This is a genomic window from Providencia sp. PROV003 (genome assembly GCF_045040775.1).
GTDB classification, from domain to species: domain Bacteria; phylum Pseudomonadota; class Gammaproteobacteria; order Enterobacterales; family Enterobacteriaceae; genus Providencia; species Providencia huashanensis.
The window spans coordinates 4074157-4097557 of the sequence record NZ_CP096369.1; the positions used below are offsets into that span (position 1 = coordinate 4074157).

The 23401-nt window shown below is 40.3% G+C and carries 21 protein-coding genes and 7 tRNA genes; 17 read left to right on the forward strand and 11 right to left on the reverse strand.

Going from position 1 to position 23401, the window contains the following annotated elements; genetic code table 11:
• Window positions 1–163 precede the first annotated feature (163 nt).
• The 6 genes from M1F14_RS18705 to nagE form a co-directional block, all read right to left on the reverse strand.
• Complete coding sequence (locus tag M1F14_RS18705) at window positions 164–979, reverse strand: sulfite exporter TauE/SafE family protein (RefSeq protein ID WP_181469321.1); 816 nt, start codon at window positions 977–979, stop codon at window positions 164–166.
• 196 nt (window positions 980–1175) lie between these two features.
• Window positions 1176–1937 (reverse strand): sel1 repeat family protein, encoded by a 762-nt coding sequence (locus tag M1F14_RS18710; RefSeq protein ID WP_226693288.1) that lies wholly within the window; start codon window positions 1935–1937, stop codon window positions 1176–1178.
• Window positions 1938–1972: 35 nt separating this feature from the next.
• A complete protein-coding gene (locus M1F14_RS18715) occupies window positions 1973–2377 on the reverse strand; it encodes a hypothetical protein (protein ID WP_129466789.1) in 405 nt (134 codons plus the stop codon).
• A gap of 240 nt (window positions 2378–2617) precedes the next feature.
• Window positions 2618–2719: a hypothetical protein gene (locus M1F14_RS18720; RefSeq protein WP_370661215.1), complete on the reverse strand. Its 102-nt coding sequence runs from the start codon at window positions 2717–2719 to the stop codon at window positions 2618–2620.
• A gap of 17 nt (window positions 2720–2736) precedes the next feature.
• Window positions 2737–2862, reverse strand: coding sequence for a colicin E3-like toxin immunity protein (locus M1F14_RS18725; RefSeq protein WP_311044899.1), 126 nt, complete (start codon window positions 2860–2862; stop codon window positions 2737–2739).
• Between the two features lie 236 nt (window positions 2863–3098).
• Window positions 3099–5126 (reverse strand): N-acetylglucosamine-specific PTS transporter subunit IIBC, encoded by a 2028-nt coding sequence (gene nagE / locus M1F14_RS18730; RefSeq protein WP_048606367.1) that lies wholly within the window; start codon window positions 5124–5126, stop codon window positions 3099–3101.
• A 416-nt stretch (window positions 5127–5542) separates the two neighbouring features.
• On the opposite strand from nagE, the gene nagB reads away from it, so the two are divergent.
• The 11 genes from nagB (at window position 5543) to M1F14_RS18785 (ending at window position 11844) form a co-directional block, all read left to right on the forward strand.
• Complete coding sequence (gene nagB / locus M1F14_RS18735; RefSeq protein WP_042848332.1) at window positions 5543–6346, forward strand: glucosamine-6-phosphate deaminase; 804 nt, start codon at window positions 5543–5545, stop codon at window positions 6344–6346.
• A 76-nt stretch (window positions 6347–6422) separates the two neighbouring features.
• A complete protein-coding gene (gene nagA, locus M1F14_RS18740) occupies window positions 6423–7586 on the forward strand; it encodes an N-acetylglucosamine-6-phosphate deacetylase (protein ID WP_042848333.1) in 1164 nt (387 codons plus the stop codon).
• 11 nt (window positions 7587–7597) lie between these two features.
• Complete coding sequence (locus tag M1F14_RS18745; RefSeq protein WP_042848335.1) at window positions 7598–8821, forward strand: ROK family protein; 1224 nt, start codon at window positions 7598–7600, stop codon at window positions 8819–8821.
• 374 nt (window positions 8822–9195) lie between these two features.
• A tRNA-Met gene (locus M1F14_RS18750) sits at window positions 9196–9272 on the forward strand.
• A gap of 6 nt (window positions 9273–9278) precedes the next feature.
• Window positions 9279–9363: transfer RNA gene (locus M1F14_RS18755), tRNA-Leu, on the forward strand.
• Window positions 9364–9394: 31 nt separating this feature from the next.
• Window positions 9395–9469: transfer RNA gene (locus M1F14_RS18760), tRNA-Gln, on the forward strand.
• A 31-nt stretch (window positions 9470–9500) separates the two neighbouring features.
• A tRNA-Gln gene (locus M1F14_RS18765) sits at window positions 9501–9575 on the forward strand.
• Window positions 9576–9626: 51 nt separating this feature from the next.
• A tRNA-Met gene (locus M1F14_RS18770) sits at window positions 9627–9703 on the forward strand.
• A gap of 6 nt (window positions 9704–9709) precedes the next feature.
• A tRNA-Leu gene (locus tag M1F14_RS18775) sits at window positions 9710–9794 on the forward strand.
• 31 nt (window positions 9795–9825) lie between these two features.
• Window positions 9826–9900 (forward strand) — tRNA-Gln (locus M1F14_RS18780).
• A gap of 567 nt (window positions 9901–10467) precedes the next feature.
• Window positions 10468–11844, forward strand: coding sequence for a dicarboxylate/amino acid:cation symporter (locus tag M1F14_RS18785; RefSeq protein WP_048606364.1), 1377 nt, complete (start codon window positions 10468–10470; stop codon window positions 11842–11844).
• Window positions 11845–11896: 52 nt separating this feature from the next.
• On the opposite strand, the gene ubiF is transcribed toward M1F14_RS18785, so the two are convergent.
• Window positions 11897–13084 carry a 3-demethoxyubiquinol 3-hydroxylase gene (ubiF, locus tag M1F14_RS18790; RefSeq protein WP_042848339.1) on the reverse strand — a complete coding sequence of 396 codons (1188 nt, stop codon included), beginning with the start codon at window positions 13082–13084 and terminating at the stop codon, window positions 11897–11899.
• Between the two features lie 444 nt (window positions 13085–13528).
• On the opposite strand from ubiF, the gene miaB reads away from it, so the two are divergent.
• The 5 genes from miaB (at window position 13529) to lnt (ending at window position 19189) form a co-directional block, all read left to right on the forward strand.
• Window positions 13529–14959: a tRNA (N6-isopentenyl adenosine(37)-C2)-methylthiotransferase MiaB gene (gene miaB, locus M1F14_RS18795; protein ID WP_181469133.1), complete on the forward strand. Its 1431-nt coding sequence runs from the start codon at window positions 13529–13531 to the stop codon at window positions 14957–14959.
• 44 nt (window positions 14960–15003) lie between these two features.
• A complete protein-coding gene (locus M1F14_RS18800; protein WP_042848420.1) occupies window positions 15004–16056 on the forward strand; it encodes a PhoH family protein in 1053 nt (350 codons plus the stop codon).
• A complete protein-coding gene (ybeY, locus tag M1F14_RS18805; protein ID WP_042848341.1) occupies window positions 16057–16530 on the forward strand; it encodes an rRNA maturation RNase YbeY in 474 nt (157 codons plus the stop codon). It begins immediately after the preceding gene.
• Window positions 16531–16772: 242 nt separating this feature from the next.
• A complete protein-coding gene (gene corC / locus M1F14_RS18810; RefSeq protein WP_042848343.1) occupies window positions 16773–17657 on the forward strand; it encodes a CNNM family magnesium/cobalt transport protein CorC in 885 nt (294 codons plus the stop codon).
• Window positions 17657–19189 (forward strand): apolipoprotein N-acyltransferase, encoded by a 1533-nt coding sequence (gene lnt / locus M1F14_RS18815; RefSeq protein WP_042848344.1) that lies wholly within the window; start codon window positions 17657–17659, stop codon window positions 19187–19189. Before corC ends, lnt begins: the two co-directional genes overlap by 1 nt.
• A 49-nt stretch (window positions 19190–19238) precedes the next feature.
• Here lnt and M1F14_RS18820 read toward each other — a convergent pair whose 3' ends face one another.
• Window positions 19239–20162, reverse strand: a complete 924-nt coding sequence (locus M1F14_RS18820; RefSeq protein WP_042848345.1) for a sugar kinase — start codon at window positions 20160–20162, stop codon at window positions 19239–19241.
• On the reverse strand, window positions 20162–21181 hold the full coding sequence (locus M1F14_RS18825) for an SPFH domain-containing protein (protein WP_042848346.1): 1020 nt from the start codon (window positions 21179–21181) through the stop codon (window positions 20162–20164). Before M1F14_RS18825 ends, M1F14_RS18820 begins: the two co-directional genes overlap by 1 nt.
• A gap of 151 nt (window positions 21182–21332) precedes the next feature.
• On the opposite strand from M1F14_RS18825, the gene M1F14_RS18830 reads away from it, so the two are divergent.
• The gene (locus M1F14_RS18830; RefSeq protein ID WP_181469132.1) at window positions 21333–22046 is read left to right on the forward strand and encodes an NrtR DNA-binding winged helix domain-containing protein; all 714 of its coding nucleotides are present in this window, start codon (window positions 21333–21335) and stop codon (window positions 22044–22046) included.
• 48 nt (window positions 22047–22094) lie between these two features.
• Here M1F14_RS18830 and M1F14_RS18835 read toward each other — a convergent pair whose 3' ends face one another.
• Together M1F14_RS18835 and M1F14_RS18840 are read right to left on the reverse strand one after the other, a co-directional pair.
• Window positions 22095–22622: a hypothetical protein gene (locus M1F14_RS18835; RefSeq protein ID WP_048606353.1), complete on the reverse strand. Its 528-nt coding sequence runs from the start codon at window positions 22620–22622 to the stop codon at window positions 22095–22097.
• Window positions 22623–22732: 110 nt separating this feature from the next.
• Window positions 22733–23233, reverse strand: coding sequence for a protein disulfide oxidoreductase (locus M1F14_RS18840; protein WP_042848350.1), 501 nt, complete (start codon window positions 23231–23233; stop codon window positions 22733–22735).
• Between the last annotated feature and the right edge of the window lie 168 nt (window positions 23234–23401).

Genomic DNA, 23401 nt, shown 5'->3' on the forward strand with positions numbered 1-23401 from the left:
GTCATCATTCCTCAATGCCAAAAGCGCGCTAAAAGCGTGTAGTATCTGAATATATTCTATCATAATCAATCAGGAAACAACCGTTTGATTGCGCTTAGCCACCAAAAGGTGCAACAAACTGGAATTTAGGGCAAAAAACTCCCGACATCAGCCCAATTCATTTTTAAGTGAACAACATCACCATTAACACCACTAGCAATAATAGCGGATAACTTTGTGCATGACGTTTATCACTAAGATAAGGCATTAGTAAACCAGCAAAGCGAATTCCCAGCCATGACGCTGCGATTAAAATCAATGCACCTTTAATGTAGATCATCCCAAGGAAACCCGCGCCAAGGTCAATGTGTTGGTCGATAGCAAAAAAGAAGTACGTCAATGTTCCTGTAATCGCCATTGGTAATGTCAATGGATTGGCAAATGCAGCCGCTTGGATCATACTCGCGCCTCTACGTCGCATTAAAGGGACTGTCATCACGCTCCCACCGACCCCAAGAAATGCAGCCACAGCACCAATCACCACCCCAATGGGGGTATCTGCAAAAATGCCCCCTTGTGATGCGGTTACACCATTTGTCTGTGTATTCATAAAACCAGGGCGGATAAAGCAATCTAAAATAGTAATGACTAAGTAACCTATAAATATCCAACGGATCAACGCACTATCTATTGATAGCGCCACTATTGCCCCAAAAATTCCACCAATTGAAATAGGGATAACAAAGGGACGTATAATCGGCCAACTCAGGTTGCCTTTAAGGTAATGAGTACGGCTAGAAAGCGCCGATGAAAAGATCATTACACAGGTTGATGTTGCTACCGCAATTTGCATTGCTACACTGCTTGCCTCGCTTTGCGGCCCCCACACTAAAGTAATCAAAGCATATAACAGTGGAACCGTAATAAAACCGCCACCAAAACCGAATAATGCCGTTGTTATTCCTGAAATAAATCCAAACAAACACAGTAGCCAATCCACAGATAAGTCCTCATGAGTCATTGAAAAGTTATCTTATCGATGAAAAAAGCCCCTTGCTTATGCAAATTAGACAACCTAGTTTGAGATTTCGCCAAAATAATTAACAAATTTAATTTTTTAACACGAAAAAAATAGAGTATTTTTATTACTCTATTTTAGGGTATTATTCACAGTTACCTTTCATACTAGTCATAAATTAACCAATCGCATTTTTCTGATTATCTCTATATTTTTTTAGGTATGCCTTTATTTGTTTTTCTACTTTATCATTACATTCATTTACCCAAGTGCGGTTATTAGGATTTTGTTGCTTACATTTATCGCCCTCATTTGATATTTTGAGTAAATCAACATAAGTATCAAAATTCTTGAGGTAATATGCATCTTGCCCCTTTGGATTATCTCTTGCTACCATTTCTAAGTAGTACTTAGCTTTATTAAAGTCCTGAGGGACCCCTCCGAGTCCATGTAAATAAATCGTCGAAAGGTTTTTACCTGCGGTAAGTACCTTATTACCATAAAGGTGGTAAGCTTGTTCATAATATAAAATTGCTTCTGGCATATTTATTTCCCCCCCATTACCATGCTGATAGTTTACCCCTGTAAATAACAGAGCTAATCCATTGTTAGAATTAATTTCTAGCACCCTCTTCAAAAAGAAATTTGCCAGTGCACACTCTTCTTTTGTAACTTTCACATTATGTAAATGCTTAAAATCGGTGCAACCAATTCTGAAAAAAGAAAACAAAGCATAGTTATCATCTTCCTTATTAGATTTTAATGCCCGATGATATAATTCAACCACTTGTTGTTGATTTTTGGGATAAGGTACTCGTTTAGGTAGATCTGAGTCATAACGTAGCTCTGTTTCATTATACCCAATGGTATATAGACGATCCCTTACAGTTGGAATTAAAGGAGGGGTTGTATTTCCTCCCCACGTTGGAGTCCCCATCATGAACGCTCCTATAACGATAGACCATGAAATCAGCCTCACGAAATTTCTCCTAAATCAATGGTAGGGAGTGAAACTGTATGAGAATAGCTTGTTATGGTACCTGCTATTAAAGAATGACTAAAAAACTGTTGATTATTTGATGTAATCGTCAATGTAGAAGCACTTTTATAGCGAACATGGTCATTAAAAGACAAATTATCTTTTGATGTCCCCCAATCTTCCCCTGGACTAAGCCCCATGCTAATCTGTTCATAATTATGTGTCACTGGGTTAACGCCTCGAATACTAATATAGGTGTGTCCCCATTGAGATGTACTCCCTATATCTTCTCCTAAATGATTGTAAATTGGACTTCCTTTAGGCGCGACATGAATGGTTATACTGGGTGGCCCTATCTGCATCGGGTTATGACTTGCACCTAAGTTTCTGTGTATATTCATATCTTCTAGCTTATGAATCTGTAGATGCTTCACTGATTCCGTCATATTACATATTCCTTATGTTATTACTTTAAATAAATCCCTAACATTGCCACAATCTTTTACTTTTATTTTAAATAATAACAATGAATTATTTACCACTTATTTTATTATTTTTTTAAATAGTTAATCCATCTTTATAGAAAAATATTAATCTGTATAAAAACAAGTGAATTATATTATTAATAATATAATTAATTATCATCCATCTAGATAATCGAATGAAACTTGGCAATCATATTTACTAAAATCAATTTTACGTTTTATATAATATTGAAGATTAGAGCCCCAATCAGAAACCACATCAAAACAACCATTAATTAATAATGTTTTTCAGGGTTAATAGTTGCTTCTATAATGCTACCGTCATTCTCTAAGTCAATAGAATACTCTTCACCAACATATTCTTCTGTTTGTTTATCAAACCAGATGAATTTTAACCCCATAATTTTCTCCTTATAGACACCTTCTTATATTGCTTTTAGATGCTTTGATTTTAATTATTCGCGTATTTCAGCCCCAAAAAAGCTAAAAATTAATTATGTTTTTTTTATAAACCAAACTCAATTAATACTGATTATCATTATTTGTTATACCCTGTATGGTTCTCTTTTCCTTATTAAATATCATAAAAAAGGGTGGCCTAAGCCACCCTTTTACTAACTTATAATATTAAACTGAATTATTTCAGCACATTATAAATAACCGTTTCGCCTGCTTTCACGTCGCCTTCAACTAAAATCTCGACACCCGCGAAATCATCGATATTGCTGATGATAACTGGGCTAATCATTGATTTAGCATTAGCTTCAAGGAACGGTAAATCTAATTTCAGGATAGGTGTACCCGCAGTCACTTCTGCACCTTCTTCCACTAAACGAGCACAACCTTCGCCTTTCAGTGCAACCGTATCAATCCCCATATGAACGATGAGTTCGACACCGTTTTCTGTTTCAAGGCAGAATGCGTGGTTAGTTTCGAAAATTTTCACCACCGTACCTGATGCCGGCGCTAACACTTCGCTGCTTGTTGGTTTGATAGCAATACCATCACCCACAATGCGGCTAGAGAATGCTTCATCTGGTACGTCGTCAAGGGAGAAAACTTGACCACTTACTGGCGCAACTAAGGATAGAATCGCATTACCTTTTGCTTTCTCAGGCTCTGCGGCTTTTTTCTCTTCTGCTGCTGCAACTGGCGCAGAACCTGCAATTGGGCCTTTTGCAATCACTTCAGTCATTGCTTTTGCGACCAATTCAGCTCGAGTCCCCACAATCACTTGAACATTCTGTTTGCTTAAACGGATAACACCTGAAGCGCCCAAACGTTTGGTCATGGCATCATTAACAACTGCTGAATCTTTAACGCCTAAACGTAAACGCGTAATACAGGCATCAATACTGACGATATTGTCGCTACCACCTACTGCGGCAACATATTGGCGCGCTTCTTTTTGGATATCGCTGTCACTGCTATCAGCAGGGCTAATGCTTTCGTCATAACCGTCAATGGTTTCGTCACCCGCACTTTCTTCACGACCTGGCGTTAACAGGTTAAATTTGCGGATCATAAAGCGGAAAATGACATAGTAAATACAGAAGAATACTAAACCTTGGACAATCAACATATACCACTGAACAGCTAATGGGTTACGTGATTGCAACAGCATATCGACTAAACCTGCACTGAAACCGAACCCAGAAATCCACTCCATGGTGGCTGCGATATATACCGAAATACCCGTTAATAATGCATGAACAACATACAGTATTGGCGCCACGAACATAAATGAGAATTCAAGAGGTTCAGTGATACCAGTAAAGAATGCCGCGAATGCACCCGCGATCATGATACCCGCTACTTTTGCTTTGTTTTCTGGACGTGCACAGTGGTAAATCGCTAATGCTGCACCCGGCAAACCGAACATCATAATTGGGAAGAAACCAGCTTGGTAGCGGCCAGTAATACCCACAGTTGCAAGACCTGCTTCAATAGACTTAGCACCGCCTAAGAAGTTTGGAATATCATTGATCCCTGCAACGTCAAACCAGAACACAGAGTTAAGTGCATGGTGCAAACCAACAGGAATTAATAAACGGTTGAAGAAGGCATAAATACCGGCACCAACTGAGCCTAAATCTTTAATGCTTTCACCGAAAGACACTAAACCGTTATACACCACCGGCCAAACATACATCAGTATGAAGGCTAAGATGATCATTAAGAAAGAAGTTAAAATCGGGACAAGGCGACGACCACTGAAAAACGACAATGCTTTCGGTAGCTCAACACCACTGTAACGATTGTACAATTCAGCAGACAGTACCCCAACTAAGATACCGACGAACTGGTTATTAATTTTACCAAATGCCGCAGGAACCGTTTCCAACGGAACATTCATAATCATGGAATAAGATGCAGGAGAACACAGTGTTGTCACCACTAAGAAGCCGACAAAACCGGTCAGTGCAGCTGCACCATCCTTATCTTTTGACATTCCATAAGCAACACCAATTGCAAACAGTACGGACATATTATCAATAATTGCCGCACCAGATTTAATCAGTAACGCCGCGATTGCACTATTCGCTCCCCAACCATCTGGGTCGATCCAATAGCCAATCCCCATAAGGATTGCTGCGGCTGGTAGTACAGCAACTGGCACCATAAGTGCCCTACCAATCCGCTGTAAGTAGCTAAGAATATTCACAAACTCCCCCTTTATCGCCCTATTTTTGCCCCATTTACGGGATCTTCTTGTTCACACACCTAAATCATAATTTAGGTTATTGAGAGTATCAATTTCATAGTCTAAATTAATTGTTTCGCGATGCAAAATAAATAGGTGTGATTTGTGATAAATGTCAACGAAAGAGTTCCTGATATGACTAAATTAGTAGCTATTATTGAAAACTTATTTTATGATTAAAAATAACTTATTTAAGCCATTAACCTGTATATTCTCAGCACACTTGAAACGATGTTATGAGATAAAAATAACATGGCAACCAAGTGATAACGCACAATAAATTTGAAGTATAACGAGTATTCCTATATCTAATGAATAACATCAGGGATACATATATACATGAAAGATTTCACAGACTTATTAGAGGTAATAGAGACATGAGGCTAATCCCACTTAACAATGCACATGATGTCGGAATCTGGTCCGCACAGTACATCGCTGATAAAATCAATGCATTCAACCCAACTGCAGAGAAACCTTTTGTACTTGGGTTGCCAACAGGTGGTACCCCCCTAGCAACATATAAGGCACTGATTGCTTTATACAAAGCGGGTAAAGTGAGTTTTAAGCACGTAGTAACATTCAATATGGATGAATATATTGGTATTCCAGCTAATCATCCTCAAAGCTACCATACCTTTATGCATGAAAATTTTTTCAATCATATTGATATCCAAGCTGAAAATATCAACTTACTTAATGGCAATGCCCCTGATGTTGATGCCGAATGTCAACGCTACGAAGATAAAATTAAATCTTTTGGTAAAATAAACCTGTTTATGGGCGGCGTTGGCAATGATGGCCACATTGCTTTTAATGAACCCGGTTCATCTTTGAATTCTCGCACGCGAATTAAAACGTTAACACCAGAAACTCGCCAAGCAAATTCGCGCTTTTTTGACAATGATATTAACCAAGTACCTAAGTTTGCATTAACCGTAGGTGTTGCCACATTAATGGATGCCCAAGAACTGATGGTCTTAGCTACTGGTGCCAATAAAGCGAATGCCGTACACGCTGCCGTTGAGGGCTCTGTTAACCATATGTGGACAATCAGTTGTGTGCAAATGCACCCGAAAGCACTGATTGTTTGTGATGAACCCGCAACACTCGAATTGAAAGTCAAAACACTTAAATATTTCAAACAGCTAGAATCTGAAATCCTTGAGAAGTTTAACTAAGATTATATTTATCAATCACCCGATCAGCGAAAGCTGGTCGGTGACCCAAATCCCCAGAGGTCAGGAGTTTTAAGCCATGTATGCACTAACTAATTGCATTATTTATACAGGTCATGAAAGACTGGATAACCATGCTGTCATCATTGATGGTGAAATCATCAAGGATGTTTGTCCTGTCGCTGAACTACCTGCCAATATTCCACAGCATGATTTACAAGGGGCTATTCTCTCCCCTGGTTTTATTGACTTGCAGGTCAATGGCTGTGGCGGTGTCCAATTCAATGATAATAAAGAAAATGTTACATTGAAAAACTTGGATATCATGCAAAAAGCCAACGAGCGCACAGGCTGCACAAGTTATTTACCGACATTGATCACTTGTTCCGATGAGCTAATGAAACATGGCGTTGAAGTCATGACTGAATACTTAAAAGAACATAAAAACCAAGCGCTTGGGCTTCATTTAGAAGGCCCTTACATTAATGTCATCAAAAAAGGCACACATAACCCCGAGTTTATTCGTCAACCAACAGCACAAATGATTGATTACTTAGCTTCTCACGCAGACGCTATCACTAAAATCACCTTAGCACCTGAAATGGTTGAACAGGGTTATATCCGTCAATTAAAAAACGCGGGTATCGTTATTTCAGCGGGGCACTCTAATGCCACATATGAAGAAGCCAGACTGGGCTTTAAAGCGGGTATAAATTTCTCAACCCACCTTTTCAATGCTATGCCATATATTTCAGGCCGAGGACCAGGGTTAGTCGGTGCCATTTATGACACACCGGAAGTGTATGCTGGAATTATTGCTGACGGTTTACATGTACAATGGGCAAATATTCGCAACAGTAAGCATTTAAAAGGTGATAAATTAATTTTAGTCACAGATGCAACTGCACCAGCAGGGATTGATCCGCAAACTGGTGAAATGGATCATTTTATCTTTGCAGGTAAAACCATATACTACCGTAATGGATTATGTGTGGATGAAAATGGCACACTCAGCGGTTCATCACTGACTATGATTGATGCAGTCAAAAACAGTGTAGAACACGTCGGCATTGCATTGGATGAAACACTTAGAATGGCAACGCTCTACCCCGCAAGAGCCATTGGAGTTGATAACACCTTAGGGTCGATTGCTCCTGGTAAAATTGCGAATTTGACCGCGTTTAACCACGACTTCAACGTCCTCGCAACCTACGTTAACGGAGACGAAGTCTACAAAAAATGAGTAACTAGCTAATGAATCAAAGCCACTCGCTAAAGCAAATTGGTAATATTGATCTCGTCAAACAATTAAATAGTGCCGTCGTTTATAGCTTGATTGACCAACAAGGTCCGATATCAAGAATTCAAATAGCGGAGCAAAGCCAGCTTGCCCCAGCCAGTGTGACTAAGATCACTCGCCAACTACTCGAACGTGGTTTAATCAAGGAAGTTGACCAGCAGGCCTCCACTGGGGGCCGCCGTGCCATTTCAATTGTTTCTGAACATAAAAATTTCCATACTATTGGTGTCCGTTTAGGGCGCTATGATGCCACCATAGCCTTATACGACTTAGGTGGTAAAATGATTATTGATGGTCATTATCCTATTACAGCGCCTTCTCAGCAGGCTGTCGAAGAAAAGTTAATTGCTGCCCTTGAAGACTTTATTGATAAAAACCATCGTCGCCTTAAAGAGTTAATCGCAATTTCTGTTATCCTTCCGGGGTTGGTTAACCCTCACAGCGGTATTGTCTATTACATGCCGCATATTAAAGTTGATAACTGGCACCTTATTGATAATTTACAATCACATTTTAATATCACTTGCTATGCTGGCCACGATATTCGCAGCCTAGCCCTTGCTGAGAGCTATTTTGGTGCAACCCGTGATTGTGAGGACTCACTTCTAGTACGTATCCACAGAGGCGCTGGAGCAGGCTTAGTTATTAACAAAGAAATCCTGCTCAATCACCGTGGGAACTTAGGGGAGATTGGTCACATCCAAGTAGACCCACTGGGTGAACTATGCCACTGTGGTAATTTTGGTTGCTTAGAAACCATTGCCTCAAACCAAGCTATCGAAGCCCGCGTAAGACAGCGCCTAGAACAAGGTTATTCAAGTTCTCTGACCGCAGAAACCTGTACAATTTCTCATATCTGCCAAGCGGCCAACAAAAGTGACCCGCTAGCGACTGAAGTCATCCAACATGTCGGTCGTCAGATCGGTAAAGCCATTGCTATTTCAATAAACCTCTTCAACCCTGAAAAAGTGGTTATTGCAGGTGACATCACAGAAGCCGAACTGGTTCTTATTCCGGCGATCCAAAGCTGCATTGACACTCAAGCCCTTAAAGGGTTTAGAGAAAACTTACCTATTGTCACATCACAACTTGTCCATAACTCAGCAATAGGCGCATTTGCCCTCACCAAACGAGCTATGCTTAATGGTGAGTTACTGCAAAAATTATTTGAAAATTAATTTCTCCGTTTATTTTTCATAAAAGCAGGTTTTATGCCTGCTTTTTTGTTTTCCCCTAACACGAAAACTCAGCAATTCATTGGATTGATTAAACTTAAATAACTTAAATTTTAAAGCTGGGTTCCACTCTGTTTTCACTAAGTATACGTTTTCAACGCTGCTATCATTCGAATAATTCCCCTTCCATCTTGATCCTCCCGAAAAAGATTTTTTCAAATATGGGCTTGTTTTTTGCTGGCTTTATCGACAAAATGATTATTCATCAGACAAACAGACGCATTTTCTGAAAAATAGTGCAAAAAGCTGTTGACTGTCGTGTCTGTAATTAGCATAATGCGCCCCGCAACGCCGACGAAGGTTATGCAAAAAAAGATGGCTATGTAGCTCAGCTGGTTAGAGCACAACACTCATAATGTTGGGGTCACAGGTTCGAATCCCGTCATAGCCACCATTATTTGCGGGAGTGGCGAAATTGGTAGACGCACCAGATTTAGGTTCTGGCGCCGCAAGGTGTGCAAGTTCAAGTCTTGTCTCCCGCACCATTTTCCTTCTCGGTAGCATTGAATTTAAGATTGGGGTATCGCCAAGCGGTAAGGCACCAGGTTTTGATCCTGGCATTCCCAGGTTCGAATCCTGGTACCCCAGCCATCTTAATACAATCTGTAGTAGAATTCCCGGATGGGGTATCGCCAAGCGGTAAGGCACCAGGTTTTGATCCTGGCATTCCCAGGTTCGAATCCTGGTACCCCAGCCATCTACTACCCTATCTAGATTGTCAAAAACTTCATTTTGAAAAACATAAAATGGCTATGTAGCTCAGCTGGTTAGAGCACAACACTCATAATGTTGGGGTCACAGGTTCGAATCCCGTCATAGCCACCATTGTTTGCGGGAGTGGCGAAATTGGTAGACGCACCAGATTTAGGTTCTGGCGCCGCAAGGTGTGCAAGTTCAAGTCTTGTCTCCCGCACCATCTACCTTCTTGGTAGAACAAAATTTAAGATTGGGGTATCGCCAAGCGGTAAGGCACCAGGTTTTGATCCTGGCATTCCCAGGTTCGAATCCTGGTACCCCAGCCATCTTTCTTCACTTCCTTCTTTCATTTTTCCTATCTCAGTTTACTGATTGATTTTCTCCTATAATATCAACGCGATGCCATGCTATTTTGGTTTATTCTTTTTATTAAAAACTTAAATAGAAACAATTTGGCATTCCACGAATAAATCCATACATCTCTTTCTACACACGCTATTTTTATAAATTTTCCATATTTTCATGCTGGTTATTAGCTGAAAAATTTCTTTTCATTGCCTGCCTTTTACAAATCATCATTATCCGACAAATAACAAATTTAGTTCCTTACAGTTAAAACAGATCAACATTTAACGCGTAAAATTTACCTTTGTTTAACTTTTATATCAAATATGTGACTTAAGTCATTTTTTATTAACCAGTGAAAGTGATAATCTTCCGACGAATTGTAGTTAGGTGTGATTAATGGCGGGTAAGATCCTTTCTAGCTGCGGTCATTAGTACATTCAATCCCATCTTCCATTCCAATTGATTAGCTCTCAAAAACTCTAATAAAAGTTTTAAAACCTAATAATTATAAATTGCCAAACGTAACATTTTTACAGAGAAAATTTATGCGAAACATGATAAAGCAACCAATATATAAGATTTTATATGTTCAAGTGATCGTAGCCATCTTGCTCGGTATTGCACTTGGTCACTTTTTCCCTGAGGCCGGAGAGTCATTAAAACCACTTGGTGATGGGTTCATCAAAATCGTAAAAATGATCATCGCACCTGTCATCTTTTTAACCGTAGTAACCGGTATTTCAGGGATGTCTAATATGAAAGCGGTCGGCAGTGTCGCAGGTAAAGCTATGCTGTACTTTCTGACTTTCTCAACCATTGCATTATTTATCGGCCTTATTGTCGCGAATGTCATCCGCCCAGGTTCTGGGCTTAATATCGACCCAGCAACGCTCGATAGCACAAAAGTTGCTAGCTATGTCGAAAAAGCCCATGAGTCTTCCATTGTTGGCTTTTTGATGAACATCATTCCAGATACGGTCATTAGCCCATTAGTGAATGGTAATATCCTACAAGTCTTATTTATTGCGATTATTTTCGGGTTAGCATTAGCCGCAACAGGTAAACATGGTGAGCCAATAGTTAAATTGCTGCAAAACTTTTCTGAACCTGTGTTCAAAATGGTTGCGATGCTAATGAAACTAGCACCTATCGGGGCATTTGGGGCAATGGCATTTACCATTGGTAAATATGGTATTTCATCTATCGGTAACTTAATGATGCTGATAGTAACTTTCTACATTACCTCCCTGCTCTTTGTCTTAGTTGTTCTTGGCGCTGTCGCAAAATACAACGGCTTCTCAATCATCGAACTCATTAAATACATCAAGGATGAACTTTGGCTCGTTTTAGGGACTTCTTCTTCTGAAGCTGCACTGCCAAGTTTGATGAGAAAAATGGAACGGGCTGGTTGTGAAAAATCAGTTGTAGGTTTAGTGATCCCAACAGGTTATTCATTCAACCTTGATGGTACCAATATCTATATGACCATGGCTGCACTGTTTATTGCCCAAGCCACTAATATTGAACTCACAATTTGGCAGCAACTTTCTATACTGCTTGTCGCAATGATCAGCTCAAAAGGAGCTGCAGGGGTGACTGGCGCAGGGTTTATTACTCTCGCAGCAACATTAATGGTAGTACCAAGCATCCCTGTTGCAGGTATGGCATTAATCCTCGGTATCGACCGTTTTATGTCAGAATGCCGTGCTTTAACTAATTTAGTTGGTAACGCATGCGCCTGTATTGTCGTCGCCCGTTGGGAAAAAGAATTAGATACCGAAAAGTTAGCACATGCATTTTCAGATAAAAATGCGACATTTGACCCAGAGCTAACTGAAGGTGATAGCATTATCAATATCAATAAATCAAATGATATACAACCTATTGATCTAGTTAACAATAAACCACATTTATTACCTTAAATAAAATAGGCCGCTGGTAGCGGCCTATTTTATTGTCCATTTCACATCAACGTTATAACCCTAAGGCATATTTCAATGCCAGTTTTTTAGCTTCTCCAGCGCGCTGAGCTGCCATTAACCCGAGGTTTCTTAACATTTTCAACCCCGGTAAACTTTCACTAAATGCCATATAGAAAACATCCATCCCTGCTTGCATAACTAAGTTGTCAGGTAAACGACGACGCTGATAACGTTTTAATACCTCAATGGAGCACCAAGGCTGTAGATATTCACGTGCATAAATGACTTCTTTTAACAACGCATCTACATCACGGTACCCAAGATTGACGCCTTGCCCCGCTAATGGATTAATGGTGTGCGCCGCATCGCCAATCAGTGCTAGACCATCAAGAACATAGCGGTTCGCGTGATGACGTGTTAATGGGAAAGCCCCTGAAGCCACTGCGGTTATTGGCCCTAAACGTTCAGGGAAGGCCTCTGAAACCGCCCCTGTTAACTGTTCCATCGACATCCCTTGCAGACGCCTAATTTTGTCAGGGCTATCATACCAAACCAAAGAAGCCCAGTGATCATATAAAGGCAAGAATGCTCTAGGGCCCGATGGAAAAAACTGTTGCCATGTTTTATCTTGCTGAGGTTGCTGTGTTTGAATAGTAATTAACATACATGATTGGCGATATTGCCAACCACGGTTGCCAATCCCCGCCATTTTACGCACTTGGGAGTTAGCGCCATCGGCTCCCACAACAAGTTGCGCTTCTATAGTTCGGTTATCATCTAATTCAATACACCACGTTTTTTGGTTCTGAGGCCGATATAAATTAACCAACTGCGCAGGGCAAACCAATTCTAAATTGTCGTATTTTTCACACTCACGCCATAGTGCAAGTTGCAGTACGCGGTTTTCAACCATAAACCCGAGTTCTGGCAACCCAAGGCTTTGAGCGTCAAAAAGAACATTGCTACCCGGTTCTTCCCATGTTTCTAGCTGCCTGTAAGGGGCACTCCTCATGGCCTCTACATGCTGCCAAGCACCTAATTGTTGCAATAATTCAACGGATGCACGGCTAATCGCAGAAATACGGACATCAGGTGCGCTTTGTGGATCGAATGCCGCTGGTTTTGCCTTTTCAAGCAAAGCGACTCGCATGCCTTCTTGGGCAAAGCCCAATGCTGCCGCGGCACCCGTCATACCGGCTCCCACCACGACAACATCATAAGATTCGATTAATTTATTCATCACATTAGCTACACTATTCATTGTTTGATGGGATTATTATTTGATTAAGCTATTGTACCCAATATTTGCGGCTCTCACAGAAAATATCCATGTTAGAAACCCATAAGAGTGCTACATTGAGTTAATACCGCGACGCCATAAGTGGCCTGTTTTGCTTAAAAGCCGTTAATTTGCATAAAAATTAACCACAAATACTCAACATCCTCTAGTCACTGATGCCTCAAATGAATACAATACGCCCTAACTTTAAAACAATAGGCAAATTGCCTGCCCTTAAATTTGGTGTAGTGATATTATTTTAAATATCTTTGCATTTATCCCATCATACAATGATGTTTTTCATCAAAATGCATGCAAGTTCCCAAAAAGAGGGTAGGACTTTGGATTTACAACGCGTTTCGAGGTCCATTACACTAGCCGCTTCGAAAACACCGGATATACGACATGTCGACGAATAAAAAGCTATACATTAAAACTTGGGGTTGCCAAATGAATGAGTATGACTCATCCAAAATGGTTTCTTTATTGGAAAACACCCATGGTTACCAACTCACTGAAGTTGCAGAAGAAGCTGATTTATTACTGCTAAATACCTGCTCAATTCGTGAAAAAGCGCAAGAAAAGGTTTTCCATCAACTCGGGCGTTGGAAAACGTTTAAGGATAAAAACCCAGATATCATTATTGGTGTCGGCGGTTGCGTAGCCTCACAAGAAGGGGACTTTATCCGTCAGCGTGCACCAAGTGTTGATATTGTTTTCGGTCCACAGACCTTACACCGCTTGCCTGAAATGATTAATCAGGTGCAAGGTACCCGTAGCCCTGTGATTGATATCAGTTTCCCTGAAATTGAAAAGTTTGATCGCTTACCTGAACCACGAGCAGAAGGCCCAAGCGCATTCGTTTCAATTATGGAAGGCTGTAATAAATATTGTACTTTCTGCGTAGTGCCTTATACACGAGGCGAAGAAGTTAGCCGCCCTTGTGATGATATTTTATTTGAAATTGCACAATTAGCAGCACAAGGTGTCCGTGAAGTTAACTTGTTAGGGCAAAACGTTAACGCTTATCGTGGTGAAACCTTTGATGGTGAAATTTGCTCATTTGCCGAATTATTACGCCTCGTTGCTGCTATCGATGGGATTGACCGTGTACGCTTTACAACCAGTCATCCAATTGAATTTACAGATGATATCATTGAAGTATACCGTGATACCCCTGAATTGGTGAGCTATTTACACCTTCCAGTGCAAAGTGGTTCTGACCGTATTCTTACCATGATGAAACGGGCTCATACCGCACTAGAATATAAAGCCATTATTCGCAAACTGCGTGAAGCTCGCCCTGATATTCTTATTAGTTCAGATTTTATTGTTGGCTTCCCTGGCGAAACTAACGATGATTTTGAAAAAACCATGAAGTTAATCGCTGATGTGGATTTTGATATGAGTTTTAGCTTTGTTTACTCAGCGCGTCCCGGTACACCTGCGGCCGACCTTCCAGATGATGTCAGTGAAGATGAGAAAAAACAGCGTCTATACTTATTGCAACAGCGCATTAACCAACAAGCCATGAGCTTTAGCCGTGCCATGTTAGGCTCTGTACAACGCATCTTAGTGGAAGGCCCTTCACGTAAGAGCCTCATGGAACTTTCTGGCCGTACCGAAAATAACCGCGTTGTGAATTTTGAAGGCACACCGGATATGATTGGTAAATTTGTGGATGTAGAAATCGTGGACGTCTATGCAAACTCCCTACGCGGCAAAGTGATCCGCACAGAGGAGCAAATGGATCTTCGTGTTCACGAATCCCCTGCATCTGTCATTGCACGTACTCGTAAAGAAGATGAGCTAGGTGTTGGCAACTATCAACCCTAAGTAATAATCTAACGATAGGATATTCAGTGACCGATACAACAACTTTGCAAATCGCAACACAAGAAATCTTTCTAGAACCCGCAGATAACCAGCGTTTAATGAGCCTCTGCGGGCCATTTGATGACAATATTAAGCAACTTGAACGCCGTCTTGCCATCGAAATTAACCGACGCGATAACCGTTTTAAAATATCGGGCAAACCACTTAATGTACAAGCGGCAAGTAAAATTTTACGCCAGCTGTATGTGGATACCTCCCCTGTGCGCGGTGTTATTCCGGATATAGACCCTGAAAACATCCACTTAGCGATACTCGATAGCCGTGTCTTAGAGCAATCCGCTGACAGCGTGCCAGACTACGGTAAGGCCGTGAATATCAAAACAAAACGTGGTGTAATCAAGCCTCGTACACCAAACCAAGCGCAATATATCGCAAATATTTTAGACCATGATATTACGTTTGGGATTGGCCCTGCTGGGACAGGGAAAACATACTTAGCTGTTGCCGCTGCTGTTGATGCACTAGAGCGCCAAGAAGTTCGCCGAATATTGCTAACTCGTCCAGCTGTTGAGGCTGGTGAGAAGCTCGGTTTCTTACCGGGGGATCTAAGCCAAAAAGTTGACCCTTATCTTCGCCCCCTTTATGACGCCTTATTTGAAATGTTAGGCTTTGAAAAAGTTGAAAAACTGATTGAGCGAAACGTGATTGAAGTTGCGCCATTGGCGTATATGCGCGGCCGCACCTTAAATGATGCTTTTATTATTTTAGATGAAAGCCAAAACACGACCATCGAACAGATGAAAATGTTTTTGACGCGTATTGGGTTTAATTCCAAAGCGGTGGTAACAGGGGATATTACCCAAGTTGACTTACCGCGCGGCAGTAAATCGGGTTTACGTCACGCCATAGAAGTCCTTTCTGGGGTTGATGATTTAAGCTTTAATTTTTTCCACAGTGAAGACGTTGTTCGTCACCCAGTAGTGGCTAAAGTTGTTATGGCTTATGAAGCATGGGAAGAGCAAGACAATAAGCGCCGCCAGCAGTTACGTGAAGAAAAAGAACGACAACAGCAATTTGAAAAGCAGGAAAACCAATAAATGAGTGGCATCGATATTATTCTCGATTTACAAATTGCATGTGAAAATCCGGACGGCTTACCCTCTGAAGCTTTATTTGAACGCTGGTTAGCCGCAGTACTGCCTAAATTTCAAGCGCAAAGTGAAGTCACCATTCGCATTGTAGACGAAGCGGAAAGCCATCATTTAAACTTAACCTACCGAGGAAAAGATAAGCCCACAAATGTATTATCTTTTCCTTTTGAAGCACCGCCGGAAATTGAGCTGCCATTATTAGGCGATTTAATTATTTGTCGTCAAGTTGTTGAGCAAGAAGCGATTGAACAACAAAAAAGTGCTGAAGAGCACTGGGCACATATGGTGATCCACGGTTGCTTACATCTACTAGGTTATGACCATATTGAAGATGATGAAGCTGAAGAAATGGAAAGCTTAGAAACTGAAATCTTAGCAGAATTAGGTTATGACGACCCCTATCTTGCAGAGAAAGCATGATCTAACTATAATTTTTCTAGTTATCTTTTATAAAAAAGCATTATTTTACAAAAAACTGACGGTAATTATGAGGATAAACCGTCAGTTTTATGCTAAAAAAGAATCAAGCAAGTTGTTTTTATTAACTAACCTAGCTCTAAATACTTTAACTTGTGCTATTAAACCCATAGCCGAGTACAGCTAACAGCGCTGTAGTTCAAAGTATGTCGAGTATTTTATTGAGGAATACAAAATTAACCGCCATGAGCGACGATAACTCTTCGAGTAGCGATAACCCTGGTCCTAAGAAAGGGTTTTTTGCACTATTAAATCACCTGTTCCACGGTGAACCTAAAAATCGTGATGACTTAGTCGAATTAATCCGCGACTCTGAACAAAACGATTTGATTGATCCTGATACCCGCGAAATGCTTGAAGGGGTAATGGACATTGCGGATCAACGCGTACGCGATATTATGATCCCGCGTTCCCAAATTGTTACCTTAAAACGCAATCAAACGCTTGATGAGTGCCTTGATGTCATTATTGATTCAGCCCACTCACGCTTCCCTGTTATTAGTGAAGATAAAGACCACATAGAAGGTTTATTAATGGCAAAAGATTTGCTGCCATTTATGCGCACTGACGCAGAACCTTTTAGTATCGATAAAGTCTTACGTCAAGCAGTTGTTGTACCTGAAAGTAAGCGAGTAGACAGGCTACTCAAAGAGTTCCGCTCTCAACGCTACCATATGGCTATCGTCATTGACGAGTTTGGTGGTGTGTCAGGGCTTGTTACCATTGAAGATATTTTAGAGCTTATTGTTGGCGAAATCGAAGATGAATATGACGACCAAGATGACGTTGATATCCGTCAACTCAGTCGGCATTCTTATTCTGTCCGCGCGCTGACGCAGATAGAAGACTTCAATGATGCTTTTAATACACAATTTAGTGATGAAGAAGTTGATACCGTGGGCGGTTTAGTTATGCAAGCCTTTGGTCACTTACCTTCCCGTGGTGAGGTTATCACTATAGACAATTACCAATTTAAAGTTGCCATGGCAGACAGTCGTCGAATTCTTCTGCTTCACGTGAAAATTCCAGATGACGCGCCAGTTCCGACTTTGGAAGAAGAACAGACTTAATGAATTCAACGTCTATTTATCAAAGTCAGCGGTTACGGTTACTGCTGGCTTTACTATTTGGAGCCAGTGGAACACTGGCTTTTTCGCCTTTTGATATCTGGCCCGCTGCACTACTTTCTATTCTTTTCCTTCAATTACTCACCTTACAGCGGACGGTTAAGCAATCTTTTTCGATTGGCTTTGCTTGGGGGTTTGGTTTATTTGGTAGCGGTGTCAATTGGGTTTACGTGAGTATTGCTGACTTTGGTGGAATGCCTGGCCCTGTTAATGTACTTATCGTTATTCTTCTGGCGGCATATCTCTCTCTTTATACCGGTCTATTTGGGGCATTACTCACTAAATTTGCTCCCAGTGCCAATATCTGGCGTTTAGTCTTCCTTGCACCTGCACTTTGGCAGTTAACTGAATTCCTACGAGGTTGGGTATTAACTGGCTTCCCATGGCTCCAATTTGGTTATAGCCAAATTGATGGGCCAATGAAAGCATTAGCACCAGTTTTTGGTGTTGAAATGGTTACCTTGTTGCTATTTAGTATCAGTGGCCTATTAGTGCTAGCGATAATACGCCGCAGTTTTATGGCCTTAATAGCGGCTGCGGTTTTATTGTTTGCCCCCCTACTTGCCAAGAATATTCAATGGTTCACCCCTCTTGAAGCAAAAAAAATGCAAGTTGCTTTAGTACAAGGCAATATTCCCCAATCGATGAAATGGGAAGCCAGCTTTTTACAAAAGACCAAAGACACCTATATGGAGTTATCAAGGCCTTATATAGGTAAAGCTTCACTGATCATTTGGCCCGAATCTGCCGTCCCTTCCGTTGAACTCGATAACCAAGCTTGGTTAAAATCCCTCGATCAACTGCTGGCAGGCTCTAATACGCGCTTAATAACCGGAATTGTCGATGCAAGGCCAGCGAATGGTGAGTATGAATTTTTTAATACTATTATCGTATTAGGTGATAAAACGCCGTATCTTTACCCTTCTAAAAATCGTTATAACAAACACCATTTAGTTCCATTTGGCGAGTTTGTTCCCTTAGAGGATATACTACGCCCTATTGCCCCTTTCTTTAACTTACCTATGTCAGGTTTTAGCCGAGGTGATTATCAACAAGCTCAGCTAGCGGTAGGGAATATGCATCTTACAGCCGCAATTTGCTATGAGATAATCTTAGGTACGCAAGTTAGAGATAACTTTAAGCCAGATAGCGATTACTTACTTACCGTATCAAATGACGCATGGTTTGGAAAATCGATTGGCCCATGGCAGCATTTCCAAATGGCTCGAATGCGTTCGTTAGAGTTAGGTCGCCCATTACTACGCTCAACCAATAATGGAATTACTGCTGTGATCAGCGCTGACGGGACAATCCAAGATATACTGCCTCAGTTTAAAACAGCAGTACTTGCCACTGATGTCATCCCGACGACAGGGTTAACGCCTTATGCACGTTGGAGCAATTACCCAATGTGGGCCGTAGTTGTCATCTTTGGCTTACTAGGTTTCACAATGAACCGACGTAGAAAAATTTAATCTGTCATCAGCCTCAATAAGCAAAAATATTGAGGCTGATGAAACTAAACTAACCAACAAGTAACCCTCGTAAATCTGAGATTTTCACTGTAACAATACAGCCCGCATTAAACTGTAAAAAATCATCTTCTATTCCATCTGAGAAAATAACGCCATTATCAGGCATCAACGATTCAAGCATTAGAGGTGATTCTGTTTCTATCGTGCCAAACACCCATTTCGTGCCCGTTGTTTTACTTAAAAAAGGCTCCCTAACGCTAAATTGCAATTTATTGTCTCCCCAACCAAATCCATTAGAAAGGGGATGATGTGCCACGCCTGTAATCGCTTTAGCTCCAGCTAAAATAGATTGAAACCACCCCGTTGAACCCAACCCTGTTGAAACTATAATTCCAGAAGAAGATTGAAACTCTTTCTCCCCTTTCCAATTCAATAAATAACGCGCAGAGGTATGGCTTTTCGGGCCAATGAACAAGTCATTCACCGCTAATAATGATTGACCATCATTGGTTGTTGCTTGTGCAAAAGTAACTGTTTTTTGCTCTGCCTTGCCTTGTATTGTTTTTTGTACAACTTCCTTTAGTTGGCCTATTTCAAAAGGTAATAATTTGCCATCCCATCTCGCTGGGTCTGGGTTAATCGCAATAATAGGCTGCCCATTCAGGTACTTTAACGTATTGGCAACTAAGCCATCCTGCCCGATCACAACCACAATATCTTGCTTAGAAAATTGGTAACTGGGCAATAGTTTTCTTTCTAATAATTGAAACCTACCTAATGGTTTTAATATTGATTCAGCTTGGATTAATTGCCTCTGATAAAGATCATGCTCATTAAGATAATCATCAACTTCCACATGGTTATGCTCTAAATAGAATTTCGCTTGTGGCCATGTATTAAAGCGTTCAATCAATTCCTGTAAGCGCGTCTTACGTGTTACTAATACAAATCTAGCATTATCCATTCCTTCCATTACTTCCCTCCTTTTTTCATTAGTTGACCAAATAGATCAGGTGATAGATTAAGTTCCCCTATCTTCCCTGCATTTTGAGCCAGTGACTCAAAAGCCATTGCCATTAATTGTTCTGGGTTCATTTTTGCCAGCGCTAGCGCTTTTAAATTTTCAACGGGTAACTGGCTATAGGCTTTCATTTTGGTTTCAATAGCATAAGCATCTGCTTCTGATTGAATACGCTGGTTTCCCACACTAAGCGTGACTAACTCTTGGCGCTTTGCCTCTGCACTAACTTGTGCAACCAACTCTTCTTGCTCTATTTCTGCTCGTTCACGTAATAGCTTACGTTCATTATCAAGGCGAGCTTCTTCAATTTGTTGTTCTTTTGCTTGAACAGATAAATCCGTTTCTAATTCCGCTTCTTTAATCGTTCTTTCTTGTTCAACAGAAAATTTGCGTCTTGCGTAAATAGCATCATCCGCTTCTTTTAGAATTGACTCCCTCGCTTGCGCCTCTAACGCTTTAAGAGTTTCAGGTGAAGGCGCTATTGCAGCAAAAGAGACGTCTAAAATTTCAAGGCCTAATGATTCAATTAGCGTTTGTTCTGCCAGTTGTTGAGTGACTAAAGTCACTAATGATTGGCTAATAAGTAATGCATCACGCAATGAAGTCGTTTGAATTCTGGCTTGGATAATAGTTTGCGCAGCCCTCACTACTCTATCACTCAATTTAAGTGGGTCTTCAGAAGCGTGATTTTTTCCATCTTTAGTTAAATTGAAATTTAATACATTTGCTGTTTTTTCTGGGTTCTTCACTTGAAATGAAATTTGCCCCTGAATGCGTAAACTTTGAAAATCCGCAGTTTGTAAATTAAAAATAAAAGGAGCTTCTTGAGCACTTAACGGTAATGCCGCAATAGATGTCTTATCCGAGTTATACCAAAAACTAATCCCCTTTCCTTGCTTACGCACTTTCCCATTCACTGACTGAATAACAAATGTAGATGAGTCTGCTTTGAAATATTTAAAATTGAACATAGTCCACCTCTCATTAATGTCCTTATGACTTTAATTAATTATTGTCCTATAGACACAAACAAGTCAAGCATTAAATGTCTTAATGACATTAATTGGCTTTTAGCGTATGATAGCTCTATTGATTTGAGTGCAATTTAAAGTAGGTAACAATATGAATGAAAAAGAATTTTTAGCAGGATATAACAAAAATGAATATCTCTCACCACTGCTGACTGTTGATGCCGTCTTGTTCACATATCATGAAAACACACTCAAAGTCTTATTAGTCGAAAGGGCAAATTTCCCTGAAAAGGGGAAATGGGGGTTACCTGGTGGCTTCGTTGATGAACAAAATGATAAAACTATCGAAGAGACAATCCTACGTAAGCTAAAAGAAAAAACTGGGGTTATCCCGCCTTATGTTGAACAACTTTGTACGGTAGGTAATAAACAACGTGATCCTCGGGGTTGGTCTGTCACTGTCTGTTATACCGCTTTAATTGCTTATCAAGATTGTGAAGCTCATATTGAGAGCGTCGAATCAGTAAAATGGGTATCTATTGATGACATCGCTACATTGCCTCTGGCATTTGACCATTTACAACTCTATCAACAGGCTCGTGAGCGCTTACAACAAAAATCACTTTATTCCATCGTACCCGGCTTTGCTTTACCTGACGTTTTTACACTGTCTGAATTGCAGCATGTCCATGAGGTTTTAATTGGTAAGACTTTGCAAAATAAGTCTTTTAGACGTCGTTTAGAACAAGCAGACTTGCTTATCGATACAGGGGAAAAACGCCATGAGCGCGGCCGACCAGCCAATTTATACCGCTTAAAACCCCAATCGGCTGAATACCGTTTTATTCGTAATTTAGAGTTTTAATCATGAGTACGCCTGATAAATAGCGATTATCAGGCGCAATAATAAAGGTTAGAGGCAAATAGCAGGAGTAACAATATAGGTAAAAATTAATTTATTGGATTTATAATAATTATGTGTGATCCCATCAGGGAACATTTCATGTAAAATTTTCATTCCTGCATCCTTACCGCAGTAATTTATATCTAAGACCTTACGCATGTTCTGCTGCCAGCTATTACTCTCTAGCACATTGTCAGGGATCCCTTTGATAGTATATTGATAAAACAACATGCCATTTTTTTCTGTCACCTCTGTTAATAATGTTACATCATCAATCAACATAGGTAATGACTTCGCCATTTCAGACAAAAAAATACCACGCAGCATTGTCGGGTCATCATCTGACTTGGCATTAAATGCATTGATTTTATCTTCTGTCGAATTGCTTTTAATTTCATCAACGCGCTGTTTTAATTCTGAATTCGCAGTTGCTACAGAAGACGGCTCAGATTTTGCTTTTTCTTCCGTATCAGGCGAGCACCCAACCATTAATACTGCACCTAACAGTAAGCATACTGTTTTTTTGAACACTACCATCCCATCCACCTATTTTATTATTTATATAGCAGGATGAGTTTACCATAATGATAAATTAAACTTATAGACAGAAAAATCCCCTTTTAACGAGCTAGGGGACCATAAAAATATTAAAATGAGGCTAACCACATACGCATTTTTAAACCATAAGAGCTAGTCCAGCCTGAAGTAAAACTAACTAACTCGCCGTTATCAATTACCATAAACGTCGGTGTTGCACTGACTCCTACCGCATTCGAGAGCTGCCCACTACTGTCATTGATAACAGGGAAGTTTAAATCCTTTTTTTCCATCCCTGAGACTAAGCGAGCCGTTTCACCGGAACGTATGGCAACAGAAATAATCGGCATACCTGATTGATTTAAATCTGAAACTGTTGGCGAAGTTAGATTGCACACACCACACCATGTAGCCCAAAAATAAACCAATATCGGTTTTTCTTTACTTAACTCAGCTAATGAAACCGTTTCACCATTAACTAAAGTATGTTGTTCCAACAATGCAGGGGCTAAAGTTTGTGGTTTACGCCACAAGTCCATTACCGTAAAGGCAACAAACAATATAATGGCTAAAACGATAATTTCTTTAGACCACTTTTTCAGTCTATTCATACGGTTATTAACCTATTTGTTATCAAATAGTACAAATTTAAAGTGTAGCAAAGCAAAGCATTTAATCGAAATTAATGCTTTGTCATTAAGTTAAAATGCTTTCTTTGCTGATTCGCTAATACTTTTCTAAGTCAATCTTAAGCTTAGCTTTATCCCCTAAATAATTCG